The organism is Paracoccus sp. SM22M-07 (assembly GCF_001887735.1).
Taxonomy (GTDB): domain Bacteria; phylum Pseudomonadota; class Alphaproteobacteria; order Rhodobacterales; family Rhodobacteraceae; genus Paracoccus.
The window spans coordinates 29397-44048 of sequence record NZ_JPKW01000007.1 but is presented as its reverse complement, the minus strand read 5'-3'; the positions used below and the strand labels follow the sequence as shown (position 1 = coordinate 44048).

16 protein-coding genes are annotated in these 14652 nt (G+C 66.3%); 5 read left to right on the top strand and 11 right to left on the bottom strand.

Features of this window, described 5'->3' with window-relative positions; all coding sequences use genetic code 11:
- Nucleotides 1–3 precede the first annotated feature (3 nt).
- From IE00_RS11690 to IE00_RS11680, 3 genes are read left to right on the top strand one after another with little or no spacing between them, the layout of a single operon-like run.
- Nucleotides 4–1080, top strand: coding sequence for an ABC transporter substrate-binding protein (locus IE00_RS11690; protein ID WP_240493865.1), 1077 nt, complete (start codon nucleotides 4–6; stop codon nucleotides 1078–1080).
- A gap of 55 nt (nucleotides 1081–1135) precedes the next feature.
- Nucleotides 1136–2437: an ABC transporter permease gene (locus IE00_RS11685; RefSeq protein WP_072297390.1), complete on the top strand. Its 1302-nt coding sequence runs from the start codon at nucleotides 1136–1138 to the stop codon at nucleotides 2435–2437.
- Between the two features lie 5 nt (nucleotides 2438–2442).
- Nucleotides 2443–3396 (top strand): ABC transporter permease, encoded by a 954-nt coding sequence (locus tag IE00_RS11680; protein WP_072297296.1) that lies wholly within the window; start codon nucleotides 2443–2445, stop codon nucleotides 3394–3396.
- 12 nt (nucleotides 3397–3408) lie between these two features.
- Here IE00_RS11680 and IE00_RS11675 read toward each other — a convergent pair whose 3' ends face one another.
- The 7 genes from IE00_RS11675 to IE00_RS11645 form a co-directional block, all read right to left on the bottom strand.
- Nucleotides 3409–4353, bottom strand: a complete 945-nt coding sequence (locus tag IE00_RS11675) for an AEC family transporter (protein WP_072297295.1) — start codon at nucleotides 4351–4353, stop codon at nucleotides 3409–3411.
- On the bottom strand, nucleotides 4350–5180 hold the full coding sequence (locus IE00_RS11670; protein ID WP_072297294.1) for an MBL fold metallo-hydrolase: 831 nt from the start codon (nucleotides 5178–5180) through the stop codon (nucleotides 4350–4352). The genes IE00_RS11675 and IE00_RS11670 overlap by 4 nt, the downstream gene beginning before the upstream one ends.
- The gene (locus IE00_RS11665; protein ID WP_072297293.1) at nucleotides 5177–5974 is read right to left on the bottom strand and encodes a TatD family hydrolase; all 798 of its coding nucleotides are present in this window, start codon (nucleotides 5972–5974) and stop codon (nucleotides 5177–5179) included. The genes IE00_RS11670 and IE00_RS11665 overlap by 4 nt, the downstream gene beginning before the upstream one ends.
- Before the next feature lie 3 nt (nucleotides 5975–5977).
- On the bottom strand, nucleotides 5978–7090 hold the full coding sequence (locus tag IE00_RS11660; RefSeq protein WP_072297292.1) for a DNA polymerase III subunit delta': 1113 nt from the start codon (nucleotides 7088–7090) through the stop codon (nucleotides 5978–5980).
- The gene (gene tmk / locus IE00_RS11655; RefSeq protein WP_072297291.1) at nucleotides 7087–7683 is read right to left on the bottom strand and encodes a dTMP kinase; all 597 of its coding nucleotides are present in this window, start codon (nucleotides 7681–7683) and stop codon (nucleotides 7087–7089) included. The genes IE00_RS11660 and tmk overlap by 4 nt, the downstream gene beginning before the upstream one ends.
- Nucleotides 7683–8828, bottom strand: a complete 1146-nt coding sequence (locus tag IE00_RS11650) for a D-alanyl-D-alanine carboxypeptidase family protein (RefSeq protein ID WP_072297290.1) — start codon at nucleotides 8826–8828, stop codon at nucleotides 7683–7685. The genes tmk and IE00_RS11650 overlap by 1 nt, the downstream gene beginning before the upstream one ends.
- 105 nt (nucleotides 8829–8933) lie before the next feature.
- A complete protein-coding gene (locus IE00_RS11645; RefSeq protein WP_072297289.1) occupies nucleotides 8934–9506 on the bottom strand; it encodes a thymidine kinase in 573 nt (190 codons plus the stop codon).
- Nucleotides 9507–9636: 130 nt separating this feature from the next.
- Here IE00_RS11645 and IE00_RS11640 point away from each other — a divergent pair, with 130 nt between their 5' ends.
- Nucleotides 9637–10833 (top strand): multidrug effflux MFS transporter, encoded by a 1197-nt coding sequence (locus IE00_RS11640; RefSeq protein WP_072297288.1) that lies wholly within the window; start codon nucleotides 9637–9639, stop codon nucleotides 10831–10833.
- A 78-nt stretch (nucleotides 10834–10911) separates the two neighbouring features.
- On the opposite strand, the gene IE00_RS11635 is transcribed toward IE00_RS11640, so the two are convergent.
- The 3 genes from IE00_RS11635 to IE00_RS11625 form a co-directional block, all read right to left on the bottom strand.
- Nucleotides 10912–12204, bottom strand: coding sequence for a DEAD/DEAH box helicase (locus IE00_RS11635; RefSeq protein ID WP_371328441.1), 1293 nt, complete (start codon nucleotides 12202–12204; stop codon nucleotides 10912–10914).
- A gap of 301 nt (nucleotides 12205–12505) precedes the next feature.
- Nucleotides 12506–12955: a D-aminoacyl-tRNA deacylase gene (gene dtd, locus IE00_RS11630; RefSeq protein WP_072297286.1), complete on the bottom strand. Its 450-nt coding sequence runs from the start codon at nucleotides 12953–12955 to the stop codon at nucleotides 12506–12508.
- 22 nt (nucleotides 12956–12977) lie between these two features.
- Nucleotides 12978–13205, bottom strand: coding sequence for a hypothetical protein (locus IE00_RS11625; protein WP_072297285.1), 228 nt, complete (start codon nucleotides 13203–13205; stop codon nucleotides 12978–12980).
- A 108-nt stretch (nucleotides 13206–13313) separates the two neighbouring features.
- On the opposite strand from IE00_RS11625, the gene IE00_RS11620 reads away from it, so the two are divergent.
- On the top strand, nucleotides 13314–13565 hold the full coding sequence (locus IE00_RS11620; protein ID WP_072297284.1) for a DUF2312 domain-containing protein: 252 nt from the start codon (nucleotides 13314–13316) through the stop codon (nucleotides 13563–13565).
- Nucleotides 13566–13604: 39 nt separating this feature from the next.
- Here the strand turns inward: IE00_RS11620 and IE00_RS11615 are convergent, their stop codons facing one another.
- The gene (locus IE00_RS11615) at nucleotides 13605–14480 is read right to left on the bottom strand and encodes a hypothetical protein (protein WP_072297283.1); all 876 of its coding nucleotides are present in this window, start codon (nucleotides 14478–14480) and stop codon (nucleotides 13605–13607) included.
- Nucleotides 14481–14652 lie beyond the last annotated feature (172 nt).

Here is a 14652-nt window from a genome sequence, read left to right as displayed (position 1 = left end):
ACCGTGAAAACTACGCTTATCATGTCCACCGCGCTGGCCGGCATCGCATTCGGTGCCACCGCCCAGGAGGTGAACGTCGTATCCTGGGGCGGTGCCTATGAGACCAGCCAGGTCGAGGCCTATAACAAGCCCTTCGCCGAAGAGACCGGCATCAAGGTCAACATGATCGCCGCCGACAACCCGGCCACGCCCCTGCGCGCGCAGGTCGAAGCGGGCAACGTGACCGGCGACGTCTTCGATGTCGAGGTTTCCGACGCGATCCGCCTGTGCGACGAAGGCGCGCTGATGGAGATCGACCCCGCCGACCTGCCCGCAGCACCCGACGGCACACCCGCCGCCGAGGATTTCGTCGATGGCGCGCTGCTGGATTGCGCCGTGGCGAACATCGTCTGGGGCACGGTGATTTCCTACAACACCACCAAGTTCACCGACAACCCGCCCACGACCGCCGCCGATTTCTTCGACACCGAGACCTTCCCCGGCAAGCGCGGCCTGCCCAAGAACCCCAAGCGCACGCTGTACCTGGCGCTGATCGCCGATGGCGTGCCCGCTGCCGAGGTCTATGACGTCCTGGGCACCGATGAAGGCGTCCAGCGCGCCTTCGACAAGCTGGACACCATCAAGGACGAGGTCGTCTGGTGGGAAGCCGGCGCCCAGCCCGTGCAGCTGCTGGCCGATGGCGAGGTCAGCATGACCACCGCCTATAACGGCCGCATCTTCGACGCGATGGTCGGCGAGGGCCAACCCTTCGAGGTGATCTGGGACGGCCAGTACATGGACCTGGACATGTTCGTCATTCCGGTCGACGCGCCGAACCCCGAAAACGCCATGGAATACCTGAAATTCGCCACCGACACGCAGCGGCTGGCCGATCAGGCGCAGTATATCAGCTATGGCCCGGCACGGAAATCCTCGGCCGCGCTGGTCGGGATGTACAAGGACGGCAAGACCGAGATGGCGCCCCACATGCCCACCGCGCCCGAAAACCTTGAAAGCGCCGTGCTGGACGACCCCGAGTTCTGGGCCGACCATGCCGCCGAACTGAGCGAGCGTTTCAACAGCTGGCTCGCCTCTTCCTGATGCCCAATGCCGTCACCCCGCATCCGGGGTGACGGGTCCGAATATCGGGGACGACATGGCGAATACCGCACTTGATCCGCATGCTGCGATCACGACCACCGCATCGGGTGTCGTGGCGCAGCCCTTGACCACCGCAGACGGCAAGCCGCTGGTCCGGGCCCTGGCCCGCAGCCAGTCCCGCGCCCGCCGCAGGGCATTCCTTCTGGTCCTGCCGCTGCTGGCCTTCATCCTGATCACCTTCGTGGTGCCGATCGGCCAGATGCTGCAGCGATCCTTCCACAATGACGGGTTTTCCGCGAACATGCCGAACGTCTCGGCCTGGTTCGCCCAGACCGAGCGTGGGACCCAACCCGACGATGCCGCATGGCAGGCGCTGGCGACCGACCTGCAGGCATCGGCCGAGGCGCGCAATATCGGCGTCGTGGGCACTCGCGTGAATTATGACATGCCGGGGACGCGGTCGCTGTTCACCTCGACAGGACGCAAGGTCCGCGACGGGATCGAGCCGCCTTACCGCGATGCCCTGCTGGCCATCGACGAGGAATGGGCCGACCCGCAGCTGTGGGCGACCATGCGCGAGGTGTCCTCGCCCTATACCGCGAATTTTTATCTGGCATCCGTGGACCGCACCCGCGACGTGAACGGCGACATCCAGCAGGTCGACGAAAACCAGCGCGTCTATGTCATGCTGTTCTGGCGGACCTTCTGGCTGTCGGGGCTGATCACGCTGCTGACCTTCGTGCTGGGCTTTCCCATCGCGCATCTGCTGGCGACCCTGCCGATGCGCAAGTCGAACCTGCTGATGATCCTGGTGCTGCTGCCCTTCTGGACCTCGCTTCTGGTGCGCACGACCAGCTGGATGGTGCTGCTGCAGCAGCAGGGCGTGGTGAACGACCTGTTGGTCTGGATGGGCGTGATCGGCGGTGGGCAGCGGTTACAGATGATCTATAACCAGACGGGCACGATCATCGCGATGACGCATATCCTGCTGCCCTTCATGATCCTGCCGCTCTATTCCGTGATGCGCACGATCATCCCGTCCTATGTCCGGGCCGCGCGCAGCCTTGGCGCGACCAGCTGGACGGCCTTCCGCCGCATCTATTTCCCGCAGACGCTGCCGGGGCTGGGGGCGGGGGCGATGTTGGTCTTCATCCTGGCGGTCGGCTATTACATCACGCCCGCGCTGGTCGGGGGATCGTCGGGACAGCTGATTTCCAACATGATCGCGCAGCACATGACCTCGACCCTGAACTGGTCGATGGCCGCCGCCCTTGCCGCGCTGCTGCTGGGTGCGGTTCTTGTCCTCTACTGGCTCTATGACCGGTTGGTGGGCGTCGACAACCTGAAGCTGGGGTAACCGATATGGCCGTACCATCCTATGCAACCCCGCTGGAGCGGACTTGGCACTACGCCTATCTGGCGATCTGCGCGGCGATCTTCTTCTTCCTGATCGCGCCGATCATCGTGATCATGCCGCTGTCCTTCAACGCCGAGCCCTATTTCACCTTCACCGACAAGATGCGCAGCTTCGACCCCGAGGGTTACAGCCTGCGCTGGTATGACAGCCTGCTGACCTTCGGGATGCAGGCCCCAGACGCGCCACGCGACATGTCGTGGTGGGCGGATGCCTGGGCGAATGCGAAATGGGTCAAGGCGGCGAAGAACTCGATCATCATCGGGGTTTGCGCGACGATCGTGGCAACCACGCTTGGGACGCTGGCAGCCCTGGGCCTGTCGCGTCCCGAAATGCCCTTCCGGCGCACGATCATGGCGATCTTGATCTCGCCCATGATCGTGCCGCTGATCATCACGGCCACGGGGATGTTCTTCTTCTATTCGAACCCCTGCGAGCTGCTGACGATCTTTGGGCTGACCCCGCAATGCGGCAAGCTGGCGGGCAGCTATCTGGGGGTGATCCTGGCCCATGCCACGCTTGGCATTCCCTTCGTCATCATCACCGTGACGGCGACGCTGGTGGGCTTTGACCAATCGCTGAACCGCGCGGCGGCATCACTGGGGGCGAACCCGCGCGTGACCTTCTTCCGGGTCACGATGCCGCTGATCCTGCCGGGCGTCGTGTCGGGGGCGCTTTTTGCCTTCGTCACCTCGTTCGACGAGGTCGTGGCCGTCCTGTTCATCGCCGGTCCCGAACAGCAGACCATCCCGCGTCAGATGTGGAACGGGATCCGCGAACAGATCAGCCCCGCCATCCTGGCGGTGGCGACGCTGCTGGTGATCTTCTCGATCGCGCTGCTGACCACGGTGGAACTGCTGCGCCGCCGGTCGGAACGCGTCCGGGGTCTCAGCCCGCAATGACGGCGCTGGCGATCACGGCAGGATCGCCAGCCACATCCAGATGCTGAGCGTCGACAGGGCGGTGGCGACCAGAACGGTCGACGCCGCCACGCGCTTGGCCGCGCCATAGATGTTGGCGAACAGATAGGCGTTGATCCCCGGCGCCATGGCCGATGTCAGCACCGCCGACCGCATCCCCGCCACGTCCAGTTCGAACAGATGCCCCATGCCGAAGGTGATGGCCGGGTGCAGGATCAGCGAACAGGCACAGCACATCGCGATGGTCGCCATGTCGCCTTCGGGGCGATAGCGGTAAAGAACGCCGCCCAACCCGAACAGCGCGGCAGGCAGCGCGGCCCGCCCGATCATGTCCACCCCGTCCCAGAACCCCGTCGGCAGCACCAGCCCCGCCTGCATCAGCAGGTTCGTGGCCAGCCCCAGCAGGATGCCGATCACCAGCGACGTCCGCAGCACCCCCGACAGCGCCCGCAAGGCGACGCGCCCCACCGACAGGTCGCTGCCGCGGGCGCGGGTGAATTCCATGACCGTGATGCCGAAGGTGTAAAGCAGCGGCGAATGCATCGCGATGATCGCCCAGTTCCCGGCCAACGCGTCGGGGCCATAGGCGCGTTCCGTGATCGGCACCCCCAACAGCAGCGTGTTGGAAAACAGGCAGACAAAGCCGATCACCACGCAATCCATGGGCGGGCGATGGAAGATGAACCGCGCCCCCGCCCATCCCGCAAGGAAGCTGCAGAAGGCGCCCGCATAAAAGGGGATCAGCAGGTGGACGCGAAACTCGGTCCCCAGATCCAGCCGCGCCATCGAGGCGAAAAGCAGCGTCGGCACGGCGAAATTCTGGGCAAAGGACATCAGCCCGTCCACACCCTCGGGGCGGAACCAGCCGCGCCACGACACCAGATAGCCGAAGCCCACGATCAGGAAGACCGGCAGGATGATCGTGAAAAGCGCGCTCATGCAGCGGGGGGCAGGTCGGGGGTATCGGCGGTGGTGGTGATGGTCATCCCGTCAAAGGCGGGGATCACGTGGTCGGGGGTTTCAAGCGCGACCGTGTCATGGTCGATGTCGATATGCATGTTGGTCAGGACGGCATGGGGACTGCGTGCCATCGCGATCCAGTCCAGCGCCTGCTGCAGATGGGCGTGGCTGGGATGGGGCTCGTATCGCAGGGCATCGATGATAAAGACGGGAGCGTCCTCGATCAGGTGCCAGGCGGCCTGCGGGATGTCCGACACGTCGGGCAGATAGACCAGACCGCCGATGCGGAACCCCAATGCGGTGATCTCGCCATGCTGGACGCGGAAGGGGATCATCTGGATCGGGCCGCCGGGGCCGTCGATGGCGATGCGGCCCGCGATCGGGTTCAGCTGGCAGATGGGGGGGTAAAAGCTGCCCTTGGGCGTTTCGAAGACATAGCCAAAGCGCGTCAGCAGCGCCTCGGCGGTGGGTTCGTCGGCCCAGACCGGCAGCATCCGGCGGGCATTGAAGACCAGCTGGCGCAGGTCGTCGATGCCGTGAACATGATCGGCATGGGCATGGGTATAGACGACCCCGTTCAGCGTGCCGACCCCCGCATCCAGCAGCTGCGGCACCAGGTCGGGTCCGGTGTCGATCAGCACCTGCGTGGTGCCGTCCGGCCCGTCGCGTTCCACCAGCAGCGAACAGCGGCGGCGGCGGTTTTTCGGGTTCTGCGGATCGCAGGCCCCCCAACGCCCGCCAAGGCGCGGCACGCCGCCCGACGACCCGCAGCCCAGGATCGTTGCGCGGATCGTCGGGCGGATCATCGGGCGGCCTTCCAGAACAGGCGGTCGAAATTCGCGGTCGTCTGCGCGGCGAAATCGGCATAATCCATCCCGAAGACCTGCGCCCCCACGGCGGCGGTCTTGGCGACATAGGCCGGTTCGTTCCGACGGCCGCGATGGGGCGGGGGTGCCAGATAGGGGCTGTCGGTCTCCACCAGGATGCGGTCGATGGGGGCGGCGGCAAAGATGTCGCGCAGGTCCTGGGACCGCGGGAAGGTCGCGATCCCCGACATCGACAGATAGAAGCCCAGATCCAGCGCGGCCCGGCTCAGTTCGGCGCTGCTGCTGAAGCAATGCATGACGCAGCTGAATGCGCCCGCCTTGTGTTCGCGCGTCAGGATGCGGGCCATGTCGTCATCGGCGTCGCGGGCGTGGATGATCAGGGGCAGGCGGGTTTGGCGCGCGGCCTCGATATGGATCAGCAGGCTTTCCTGCTGGGCGGCGGCGCTTTCGGCGGTGTAGTGGTAATCCAGCCCGGTTTCACCGATGCCCACGAATTTCGGGTGTTGCGCCAGCGCGACCAGGTCGTCGACCTGCGCCATGGGTTCGTCGGCCACGCTCATCGGGTGGGTGCCTGCGGCGTAAAAGACGCCGTCATGCGCCTCGGCCAATGCGCGGACCTGCGGTTCCAGGCGCAGGCGCGTGCAGATGGTGACCATGCGCGACACGCCAGCCGCCTGCGCACGGAAAATCAGGTCGTCATGTTCGCCGTCGAAATCGGGAAAATCCAGATGGCAATGACTGTCCACGATCGGCGGAGGGGCCGCGTCTTGCATAGGTCATCCTTTGGCAGTCGGGGCGGATTGCGCGGGCGGCAATTGCGCCAGTTCCAGAACCATATCCATCACCAGCGCCGCAGGGTCAAGGTTGACCGCCCGCCCGGTGCGGGCGCGGGCCGAGAGGCGGGCCTGCGCTTCGGCCCAGATCCGGGCGGCCAGATCATCGGGCGACAGGCGGGCCATCAGCGCGCCTTCGCCCTTGGCGGCCTGCGGCAGGGGCGCCCCCATCAGACCGGCCCGCGCCAGCCGGACCAGGAAGCGGTCCAGAAGCGTGATTGTCAGATCGAAGGGATCGCCATCGGCCCCGGCCCGACCCGCCGCGCCATCGGCGAATTTCGCCGCCGCCAGCCTGTCCATGCGGGGCAGGGTGGCAAAGAGGTCGATCAGCTGCTGATAGCGTTCCAGCCCGCCCTGTCCGGCCAGTCGCAGCGCCTCGCCCACCGAGCCGTCGGACAGCGCGGCCAGCGCCTCGGCGTCTTCGTCGATGCCCTGGTCGGCCAGGATGCCGCCCATCTGCGCGGGCTTCATCGGCATCAGGCGCAGCGTGCGGCAGCGCGACCGGATGGTGGGCAGCAGGCGCGCCGGCTGATGCGCGATCAGCAGGATCAGCGCGTCCTTGGGCGGCTCCTCCAGCACCTTCAGCAGGGCGTTGGCGGCGGGAATGTTCATGTCGTCGGCCGCGTCGATGATGGCGATGCGGCGCCCGCCCTCGGCGGACGAGAGGTGATAGAAGGACAGCAGCTTGCGGATTTCGTCGACGGTGATCTCGGCGCGCAGGCGGCCGGTCTTGTCGTCCCAGGGGCGGCGGATCAGCTGCAGGCGCGGTTCGGACAGGGCGCTGACGCGGCGCGCCTCGGGGGTGTCGGGATCGGTGCGCATGTCGGGGGACTGCGCGCCCGACAACAACCAGCGCGCGATGGCCCAGGCCAGGGTGGCCTTGCCGACGCCGCGCGGGCCAGTCAGCATCCAGGCATGATGCAGGCGACCGCTGCGCGCGGCCTCGACGAATTCCGTGACGGCGTGATCCTGGCCGACAAGGCGCTGCGTATGGCGCGGATGGGGCGCACCGGGGACGCGGTCCGGTTCGGGGATATCGTCCGGGTCGGTCTTCACAGCGCCGCCATCACGCGGGCCGCGACCTGTTCGGGGCTGCCGGTGCCGTCGATCAGGCGCACGCGGTCAGGGTATTCGGCGGCCAAGGCGCGAAATCCGGCGGCCAGCCGTTCCTGAAACCCCAGCCCCAAGCTCTCGAAGCGGTCCTCCGCGCCGCCGCGGGCCATGCCGCGGGCAAGCCCGGTTTCGGGGGCGATGTCGATGACGAAGGTCCGGTCGGGCTCGGTTCCGATCATCAGGTCATGCAGCCGATCCACCATGGACCGCAGATCACCTCGCGCCGCGCCCTGATAGACGCGGGTGCTGTCGGCGAAGCGGTCGGTGACGACCATCTGGCCGGCGGCCAGGGCGGGCCGGATGCTGCGTTCCAGATGATCGCGGCGGGCCGCGGTGAACAGCAGGCATTCGGTTTCCGGCGACCAGCGTTCGCTCGCGCCTTCGACCAGCAGGCGCCGGATCTCCTCGGCGCCGGGGCTGCCGCCGGGTTCGCGCGTCAACAGGACATCGCGCCCCTGCGCGCGCAGGCCATCGGCCAGAAGCCGGGCCTGCGTGGACTTGCCGCAACCGTCGATGCCTTCGAAGCTGATCAGCATCAGCTGTCGACGGCGCTGATGGCGCGTTGACCCAGCTGCATCACGGCGCCCTTCATGCGGCCCATAAAGCCCGCCTCGGGGACGTCCTGCGTGGCGACCAGCGGGGTGACGGTGTCGCGGGTGCCGGGGATGGTGACGACCAGCTGGCCGACCTGCTGGCCCTTGGTGATGGGGGCGGGAAGGGGGCTGTCATAGACCACCTCGACCTTGACCTGATCCTGGGCACCGGCGGGGACCAGCACGTTGACGCCTTTTTCGGTGGTCAGGCCGACGCTGCCTTCGGTGCCCAGCCAGACCGGGGCATCGACGACTGTTTCGCCCGCCGGAACAAGGCTTTGCATGGTGAACTGTCGAAACGCCCAGTTGACGATGCGCTCGGATTCCTCGGCGCGGGCGCGTTCGGTATCAAGGCCGCTGATGACAAAGATGACGCGGCGGCCATCCTGCACGGCCGATCCGACCAGACCATAGCCGGCCTCTTGCGTATGGCCCGTCTTCAGTCCGTCCGCCCCGATGTTCAGCTTCAGCAGCGGGTTGCGGTTATAGCGGTTCGAAGGGGCGCGATCTTCGTACTGGAATTCGGTCATGCCGAAATATTCGTAATATTCGGGGAATTTCTCGATCAGCAATCGGGCGACCGTGCCCAGATCATGCGTCGTCATGCGATGTTCGGGAGCGGGCCAGCCGTTCGAGTTCTTGAAGGTCGAATTTTCCAGCCCGATCTGCTTGCCGCGTTCGGTCATCTGGCGGGCAAAGGCATCCTCGGTCCCGGCCAGGCCTTCGGCGACCACCACGCAGGCGTCGTTGCCCGACAAGACGATGATGCCCTTGATCAGCTGTTCGACGGTCGGGCGGTCCAGTTCGTTCAGGAACATGGTCGACCCGCCCATCGCCCGCGCGCGGCTGCTGACGGGCAGCTGCGTGTCCATCTGCACGCGCCCTTCGTCCAGCGCCTCGAACAGCATGTAAAGCGTCATCAGCTTGGACATCGAGGCAGGGGGGATCGGCTTGTCGGCGTCCTTTTCCATCAGCACCGTGCCGGTCTGGACGTCATAGACCCATGCCGAGGTGGCATTGGTGTCGAAGGCCTGCGCGGGTGCGGCCAGCGCGATCAGGGCTGCAACCTTGAGAAGAAAAGCGCGCATGTTATGTCCTCTGCCTGTTTGGGCCGATGGTTACATCATGGTCCCCCGACCCGCAACGCGCGCCGCCCGCGATGGGAAAAAATTGATCTGACCTTGGGCAGTCCGTCAGCGGCCCACGGCCTGCCGCCAATGCCTGCGGCAGAGCGAGACATAGGTCTCGTTTCCGCCCACCTGCACCTGCTGGCCCTCGGTGATCGCGCGTCCCTCGCCGTCGCGGCGGATGACCATGGTGGCCTTCTTGCCGCAATGACAGATGGTGCGCACCTCGCGCATGTCGTCGGCCAGGGCCAGCAGGGCCGCCGATCCGGGAAACAGCTCGCCCTGGAAATCGACGCGCAGGCCATAGCACATGACGGGCACGCCCAGATCGTCGGCCACGCGCGCCAGCTGCCAGACCTGGTCGCGGGTCAGGAACTGGGCCTCGTCGATGAAGACGCAGGCGATGCCGGGGATCAGGTCGGACGCCGCCGCGAACAGATCCGTCGTCTCGTCAAAGACCTGCGCCTCATCCGCGATGCCGATGCGGCTGGCGATGCGCGCGGTGCCCGCACGGCTGTCCAGCGCCGCCGTCAGCAACAGCGTCTGCATCCCGCGTTCGCGGTAATTGTAGGACGCCTGCAGCAGCATCGTGCTTTTGCCCGCGTTCATGGTGGAGTAGTTGAAATAGAGCTTGGCCATGCGCCCAGCCCATAGCGCCGTCCCGTGCGGCCATCAAGGTTGCGCGATCATGGCCCGCGTGGCAGAACGCGCAAGGCCGGTCCCGTCCGGCCCCATTCCTTCGACAGTCACTCCTGAAAGGTCAGCCAAGATGCGTGATCCGCTGTTCCGCATGGCCCTGGTGCTGGGCCTTCTGTCCGCCGTCGGTCCCTTTGCCATCGACATGTATCTGCCAGCGCTGCCCGAAGTGGCCCGCGATCTGGACACGTCCGAGGCCGGGGCCGCGCTGACGCTGACGGCCTATTTCCTGGTCTTCGGGCTGGCGCAGATGATCTATGGACCGATGGCCGACGCGATGGGCCGCAAGCGTCCCCTGATGATCGGCGTCGGGATCTTCAGCATTGCCACCATCGCCGCATCGCTGGCCCCGACCCTGGGCTGGCTGATCGCCGCGCGGGCGGTGCAGGGGCTGGGGGCCGCAGCCCTGATGGCCGTGCCCCGCGCGGTGATCCGCGACATGGCGACCGGGCCTGCGGCGGCACGGATGATGGCGGCGATCATGATTGTGATCTCGATCTCGCCCATGCTGGCGCCGCTGACCGGATCGCTGGTCCTGGCCTGGGGCGGCTGGCGCGAGATCTTTGCCGTGCTGGCCGTGGCGGCCATCGCCAGCTTCGGCCTGATCGTCTTCGTCCTGCCCGAAACCCTGCCTGCCGATCGCCGTCAGCCCGTGCGCGTCGGCGTCATGTGGGCCGGTGCGAAACGGCTGCTGACGGATCGCCGCTTCATGGGGCTGACCATGATCGGCGGCTTTGGCATGGCCAGCTTCTTCGTGTTCCTGTCCAGCGCCAGTTTCGTCTATACCCGCCAATACGGGCTGAGCCCGACGGGCTTTTCACTGGCCTTCGCGGCCAATGCGGTGGGCTTCTTCAGCGCCTCGCAATTCGCCGGACGCCTGGCCGAACGCTACGGGATGGAGCGGGTGATCTCGATCGCCATCACCGGTTTTGCGGGCATGGCCGCGCTGACGGTGCTGGTCGTCTGGTCGGGCTTTGACGCGCTGCCGGTGGTGATGGCGGGGCTGTTCCTGTCCTATGCCTTTTTGGGGCTGGTCATGCCGACGGCGATGGTCATGTCGCTGGACCCCCATCCCGATATCGCGGGGCTGGCCTCGTCCATCGGCGGGACGTTCCAGATGCTGACGGGCGGGCTGATGATCGCCCTGACGGGTCCGTTCATGAACAACACCGCATCGACCATGGTGCCGGCCATCGCCCTCTGCGCGGCGCTGGCATGGGCGACGGCGGCCTTGTCGCTGCCGCGCCTGCGGCTGCGTGCGGCAGCATGACAGGCACTGGAACGCCGCAACAAGAAAGGGCCGCAGGATGTTGATCCTGCGGCCCTTTCCTTTTGTTCTTCAGGCGCTTCAGGCCTGACGGCTTTTCGGCGCGCGCGACGGGCGGCGTGCCGGGCGCTTATAGCCGCCATTGTCTGGGCCACCGAACTTGCGGCCGCGCTGAAGGCCGCCTGCGGGGGGCGCACCGAAGGGAACCTCTCCGCCGATGACGGGGATCGCGTTCTTCATCGCCTTTTCGATGGCGCGCAATTCGCCGACCTCGGCCGGGGCACAGAAGGCCACGGCGCGACCGTCGCGACCGGCGCGGGCCGTCCGGCCGATGCGGTGGACATAGTTTTCCGGCACGTTCGGCAGGTCATAGTTATAGACATGCGCGACTTCGGGGATGTCCAGGCCGCGGGCTGCCACGTCGGTGGCGACCAGAACCTTGATCTCTCCCTTGCGGAAGGCCTCCAGCGCGCGTTCACGCTGGCCCTGGCTCTTGTTGCCATGGATCGCGGCGACGGCAAAGCCCCATTTCTCCAGCAGCTTGGACAGCTTTTCGCAGCCATGCTTGGTGCGCCCGAAGACCATCGACAATTCGCCGGTGTGCTTGGACATGTATTCGGCCAGAAGCGTCGCCTTGTCGCCCTGACCGACGAAATGGACGCCCTGTTCGATCTGCTTGGCGGCCTGACCCGGAGGGTTCACGGCGACCTTGACCGGGTTCGTCAGGTAGGTGTCCGACAGTTCCGACATCAGCTTGGGCATCGTTGCCGAGAACATCAGCGTCTGGCGTTCGCGGGGCAGCATCCGCGCGATCTTGCGCAGCGTGTGGATAAAGCCGATGTCCAGCATCTGGTCGGCCTCGTCCAGCACCAGATAGGTGGTGGCTTCCAGGCTGATGGCGCGACGCTCGATCAGGTCCATCAGGCGGCCGGGCGTGGCGATCAGCACGTCGACGCCGCGCGACAGGCGCTCGGTCTGGACGTTGATCGAAGCGCCGCCCACGACGCGGAACGACCGGATCGGCGTGCCTTCGGCATAGGCGTCGATGTTCGTGGCGATCTGGGTGGCCAGTTCGCGGGTCGGCGCCAGGATCAGCGCGCGGCAGGTGCGCGGTTCGGGCTTCTTGCCGTATTTGATCAGGCGGGTCAGCATCGGCAGGCCGAAGGCGGCCGTCTTGCCGGTGCCGGTCTGCGCCAGGCCCAGGACGTCACGGCCTTCGACGATGGCGGGGATGCCCTGTTCCTGGATCGGGGTGGGCGATTTCAGGCCCATCGCGTCGATGTTCGAATTGATGCGGTGGTCGATGCCCATATCCGCAAAGGGGCCGGTGGCCAGCGGATCGCGTGCCGGGGCGCGGCGGCCTTCATTGGCCATGGCTTGGGGCGAAAGGCGCGGGGCCGACTTGCCGCCACGGTTGGGGCGGCGACGGGTGGTGGTCTGTTCCATCAAAAGACTTTCGTGCCCAGCATCCCTCGTATCGGACGCAAAGGCATGGGCCGCGCAAACATGGCGCAGCTTATTGCAGGGGTGCAGGCGTGATACGAGGGTGCCTGCATGCCTCCCCGCGTGAATGGGAAACTGGAATGGGTATCGCCGCCATGACAAGCGGTGCTTGCGACTGCTCACGCGGCAGCGGTCGGCGATGGGGTGCAAATGGGGCAAGTTGCCCCGAAAGTCAAGCGCGGTCTGCGCTGTCCATCCAGATGGTGACGGGGCCGTCATTCAGCAGCGACACCTTCATGTCGGCACCAAAGCGCCCGGTTTCGACCGCGATCCCCTGCGCGCGCAGGCTTTCGGCAAAGCGCAGATACAGGGCCTCGCCCCGTTCGGGTGGGGCGGCCTGCGAAAAGCCGGGACGGTTGCCGCTGCGCAGATCGGCGGCCAGCGTGAACTGGCTGACGACCAGCGCCGATCCGCCGGTCTCGGTCAGGGCGCGGTTCATCCGGCCATCGCCGTCCCGAAAGATCCGCAGCTTGGCGACGCGGGCGGCCATCTTGTCGACGGCGGCGGCGTCATCGCCCTGCATGGCACAAACCAGCAGCAGCAATCCCTCGCCGATCTGGCCGACGATGTCGCCGTCGACCCGGACCGAGGCCTCGGAGACGCGTTGGGCAAGCACTCTCATGTTGTTCTCTCTTCGGGTCGGATCAGGGGGCCAGGAAGATGCCCACGACGACCATCATCAACCCGATGCAGGATGCCGCCAGCGCGCCCATGTTGACGGCCAGCACCTTGCGCATGCGGATGCGCAGGGTTTCGTCGTCCAGGCCCCGTGCCTTGGCCCGTGCGACCGTCCAGATGCACCAGACCAGCGCCGCAAGGCCCGCCACCGTCAATGCGGCACCGGTCCAGATCAGCCAGTCGAAAATCGTCATGTCGCGTCCCCTTGCGTTCACAGCAGCGTCGCGCCGCCCTAGCGGCGATTGCACCCCGCAACAAGACCGCCTAACACATCGTCCAAAAGCTCAGGAAGGAAGAATGACATGTCGGACGATCAAGCCTATGGCGTGGCCGCGGACGAACTGCGCCAGTTCATCGAACAGTTCGAACAGCTGGAAGCCGAAAAGAAGGATATCGCCGAACAGCAGAAGGAAATCATGTCCGAGGCGAAGGCCCGCGGATACGACACCAAGGTGATGAAGAAGATCATCGCCCTGCGCAAACGCGACCGCGACGACATCGCCGAGGAGGAAGCCATCCTGGAGATGTACAAGACCGCCCTGGGCATGGCCTGACGCGACGGGCCGGGGCGTCGTCCCCGGCCGATGCCCGCCTTAGGGCATGATGAATTCGACGCCGGGCAGCACGGCGATTTCCGCGACATCGGCGCGATAGTTGTCGGTCACCTGGTCGACGACCTGCTGCGTCCATCCGGGCAGGTCGATCACCTGGTCCAGCGTTCCGGGCAGGGCATGCTTCTGCAGCACGTCGCCATAGATCTGGCGGCGCTGCGTGACGGAGACCTGGTCCTGGATGCCCATCGCGTCGCGCAGCCGTGCGATGCCGATATCCCCAAGAATTTCATGCATATAGAGCAGACCGCCCGATAGCGGCACGTTGTTGGGAAGGCCGCCGACGATGCGCACGATCTCGGGCCAGATCAGGGGCACGTCCTCGTGGCACCAGATGACCATGCGGCGTCCCCGTGCCGCGCGGACCAGGTTCTGGATGGCCGTGCGCCAGCGCAACTGCAGCGGATGGCAGCCCTGCATCAGGCCTGTGTAATCGCCCCCCGCCACCTGCGGCAGGATATCGGTCAGCAGGGTCGCGGGGTTGCGCAGCGCCAGGTGGAATTCGGCCTCGGCCGAGGGGAACAGCCGCGCCAGCGCCGCCGCCCGCGCACCCATCTGCGGATAAAGGCCGTCCTGGCCCACCGCGCGTCCCGGCGCGCCCATGAAGGTCGGCGTGGACATCACCACCCGCGACGTGTGGTCGCTGTCCAGCATGGCGTCCAGCATGATCTGTTCCATCTCGACGGTGGCGGTGCCGCCGTCCAGCGATTTCAGCGCCTCGTCGAACATGCCGCGGTGGCGGTTCGGGGTCACGACCTCGGTGCCCGCCTTCTGCAGGGCGGATCGGTTGTTCAGCAGCGTCTTGAGCAGCCGGTCCCCGTCAGTGGCGTGAACGCCCATGTGAAAAACCATCTGCATCGCGACTGTCCCGCCTTGTTTTCGCCGCACCTTCGGGCGCGATCCGCATTTGACCGCAGATTACCGCTCTGCCGTGGACAGTCAAACCGCTTTGGCATATCGCGTCCCCCATGACCAGCACCGCCCCCAAACCGGCATCCCGGCGCCGTCACGACACCGCCCTGCGGCAGGG

Excerpts from the sequence above, each read along its gene's own strand:
- dtd (WP_072297286.1), bottom strand. The coding sequence starts at position 12,955 with ATGAGAGTGCTTGCCCAACGCGTCTCCGAGGCCTCGGTCCGGGTCGAC.
- IE00_RS11675 (WP_072297295.1), bottom strand. The coding sequence starts at position 4,353 with ATGAGCGCGCTTTTCACGATCATCCTGCCGGTCTTCCTGATCGTGGGC.
- IE00_RS11640 (WP_072297288.1), top strand. The coding sequence starts at position 9,637 with ATGCGTGATCCGCTGTTCCGCATGGCCCTGGTGCTGGGCCTTCTGTCC.
- IE00_RS11615 (WP_072297283.1), bottom strand. The coding sequence starts at position 14,480 with ATGCAGATGGTTTTTCACATGGGCGTTCACGCCACTGACGGGGACCGG.
- IE00_RS11635 (WP_371328441.1), bottom strand. The coding sequence starts at position 12,204 with ATGGCCAATGAAGGCCGCCGCGCCCCGGCACGCGATCCGCTGGCCACC.
- tmk (WP_072297291.1), bottom strand. The coding sequence starts at position 7,683 with ATGCTGATCAGCTTCGAAGGCATCGACGGTTGCGGCAAGTCCACGCAG.
- IE00_RS11625 (WP_072297285.1), bottom strand. The coding sequence starts at position 13,205 with ATGACGATTTTCGACTGGCTGATCTGGACCGGTGCCGCATTGACGGTG.
- IE00_RS11685 (WP_072297390.1), top strand. The coding sequence starts at position 1,136 with ATGGCGAATACCGCACTTGATCCGCATGCTGCGATCACGACCACCGCA.
- IE00_RS11650 (WP_072297290.1), bottom strand. The coding sequence starts at position 8,828 with ATGCGCGCTTTTCTTCTCAAGGTTGCAGCCCTGATCGCGCTGGCCGCA.
- IE00_RS11620 (WP_072297284.1), top strand. The coding sequence starts at position 13,314 with ATGTCGGACGATCAAGCCTATGGCGTGGCCGCGGACGAACTGCGCCAG.
- IE00_RS11670 (WP_072297294.1), bottom strand. The coding sequence starts at position 5,180 with ATGATCCGCCCGACGATCCGCGCAACGATCCTGGGCTGCGGGTCGTCG.
- IE00_RS11665 (WP_072297293.1), bottom strand. The coding sequence starts at position 5,974 with ATGCAAGACGCGGCCCCTCCGCCGATCGTGGACAGTCATTGCCATCTG.
- IE00_RS11680 (WP_072297296.1), top strand. The coding sequence starts at position 2,443 with ATGGCCGTACCATCCTATGCAACCCCGCTGGAGCGGACTTGGCACTAC.
- IE00_RS11645 (WP_072297289.1), bottom strand. The coding sequence starts at position 9,506 with ATGGCCAAGCTCTATTTCAACTACTCCACCATGAACGCGGGCAAAAGC.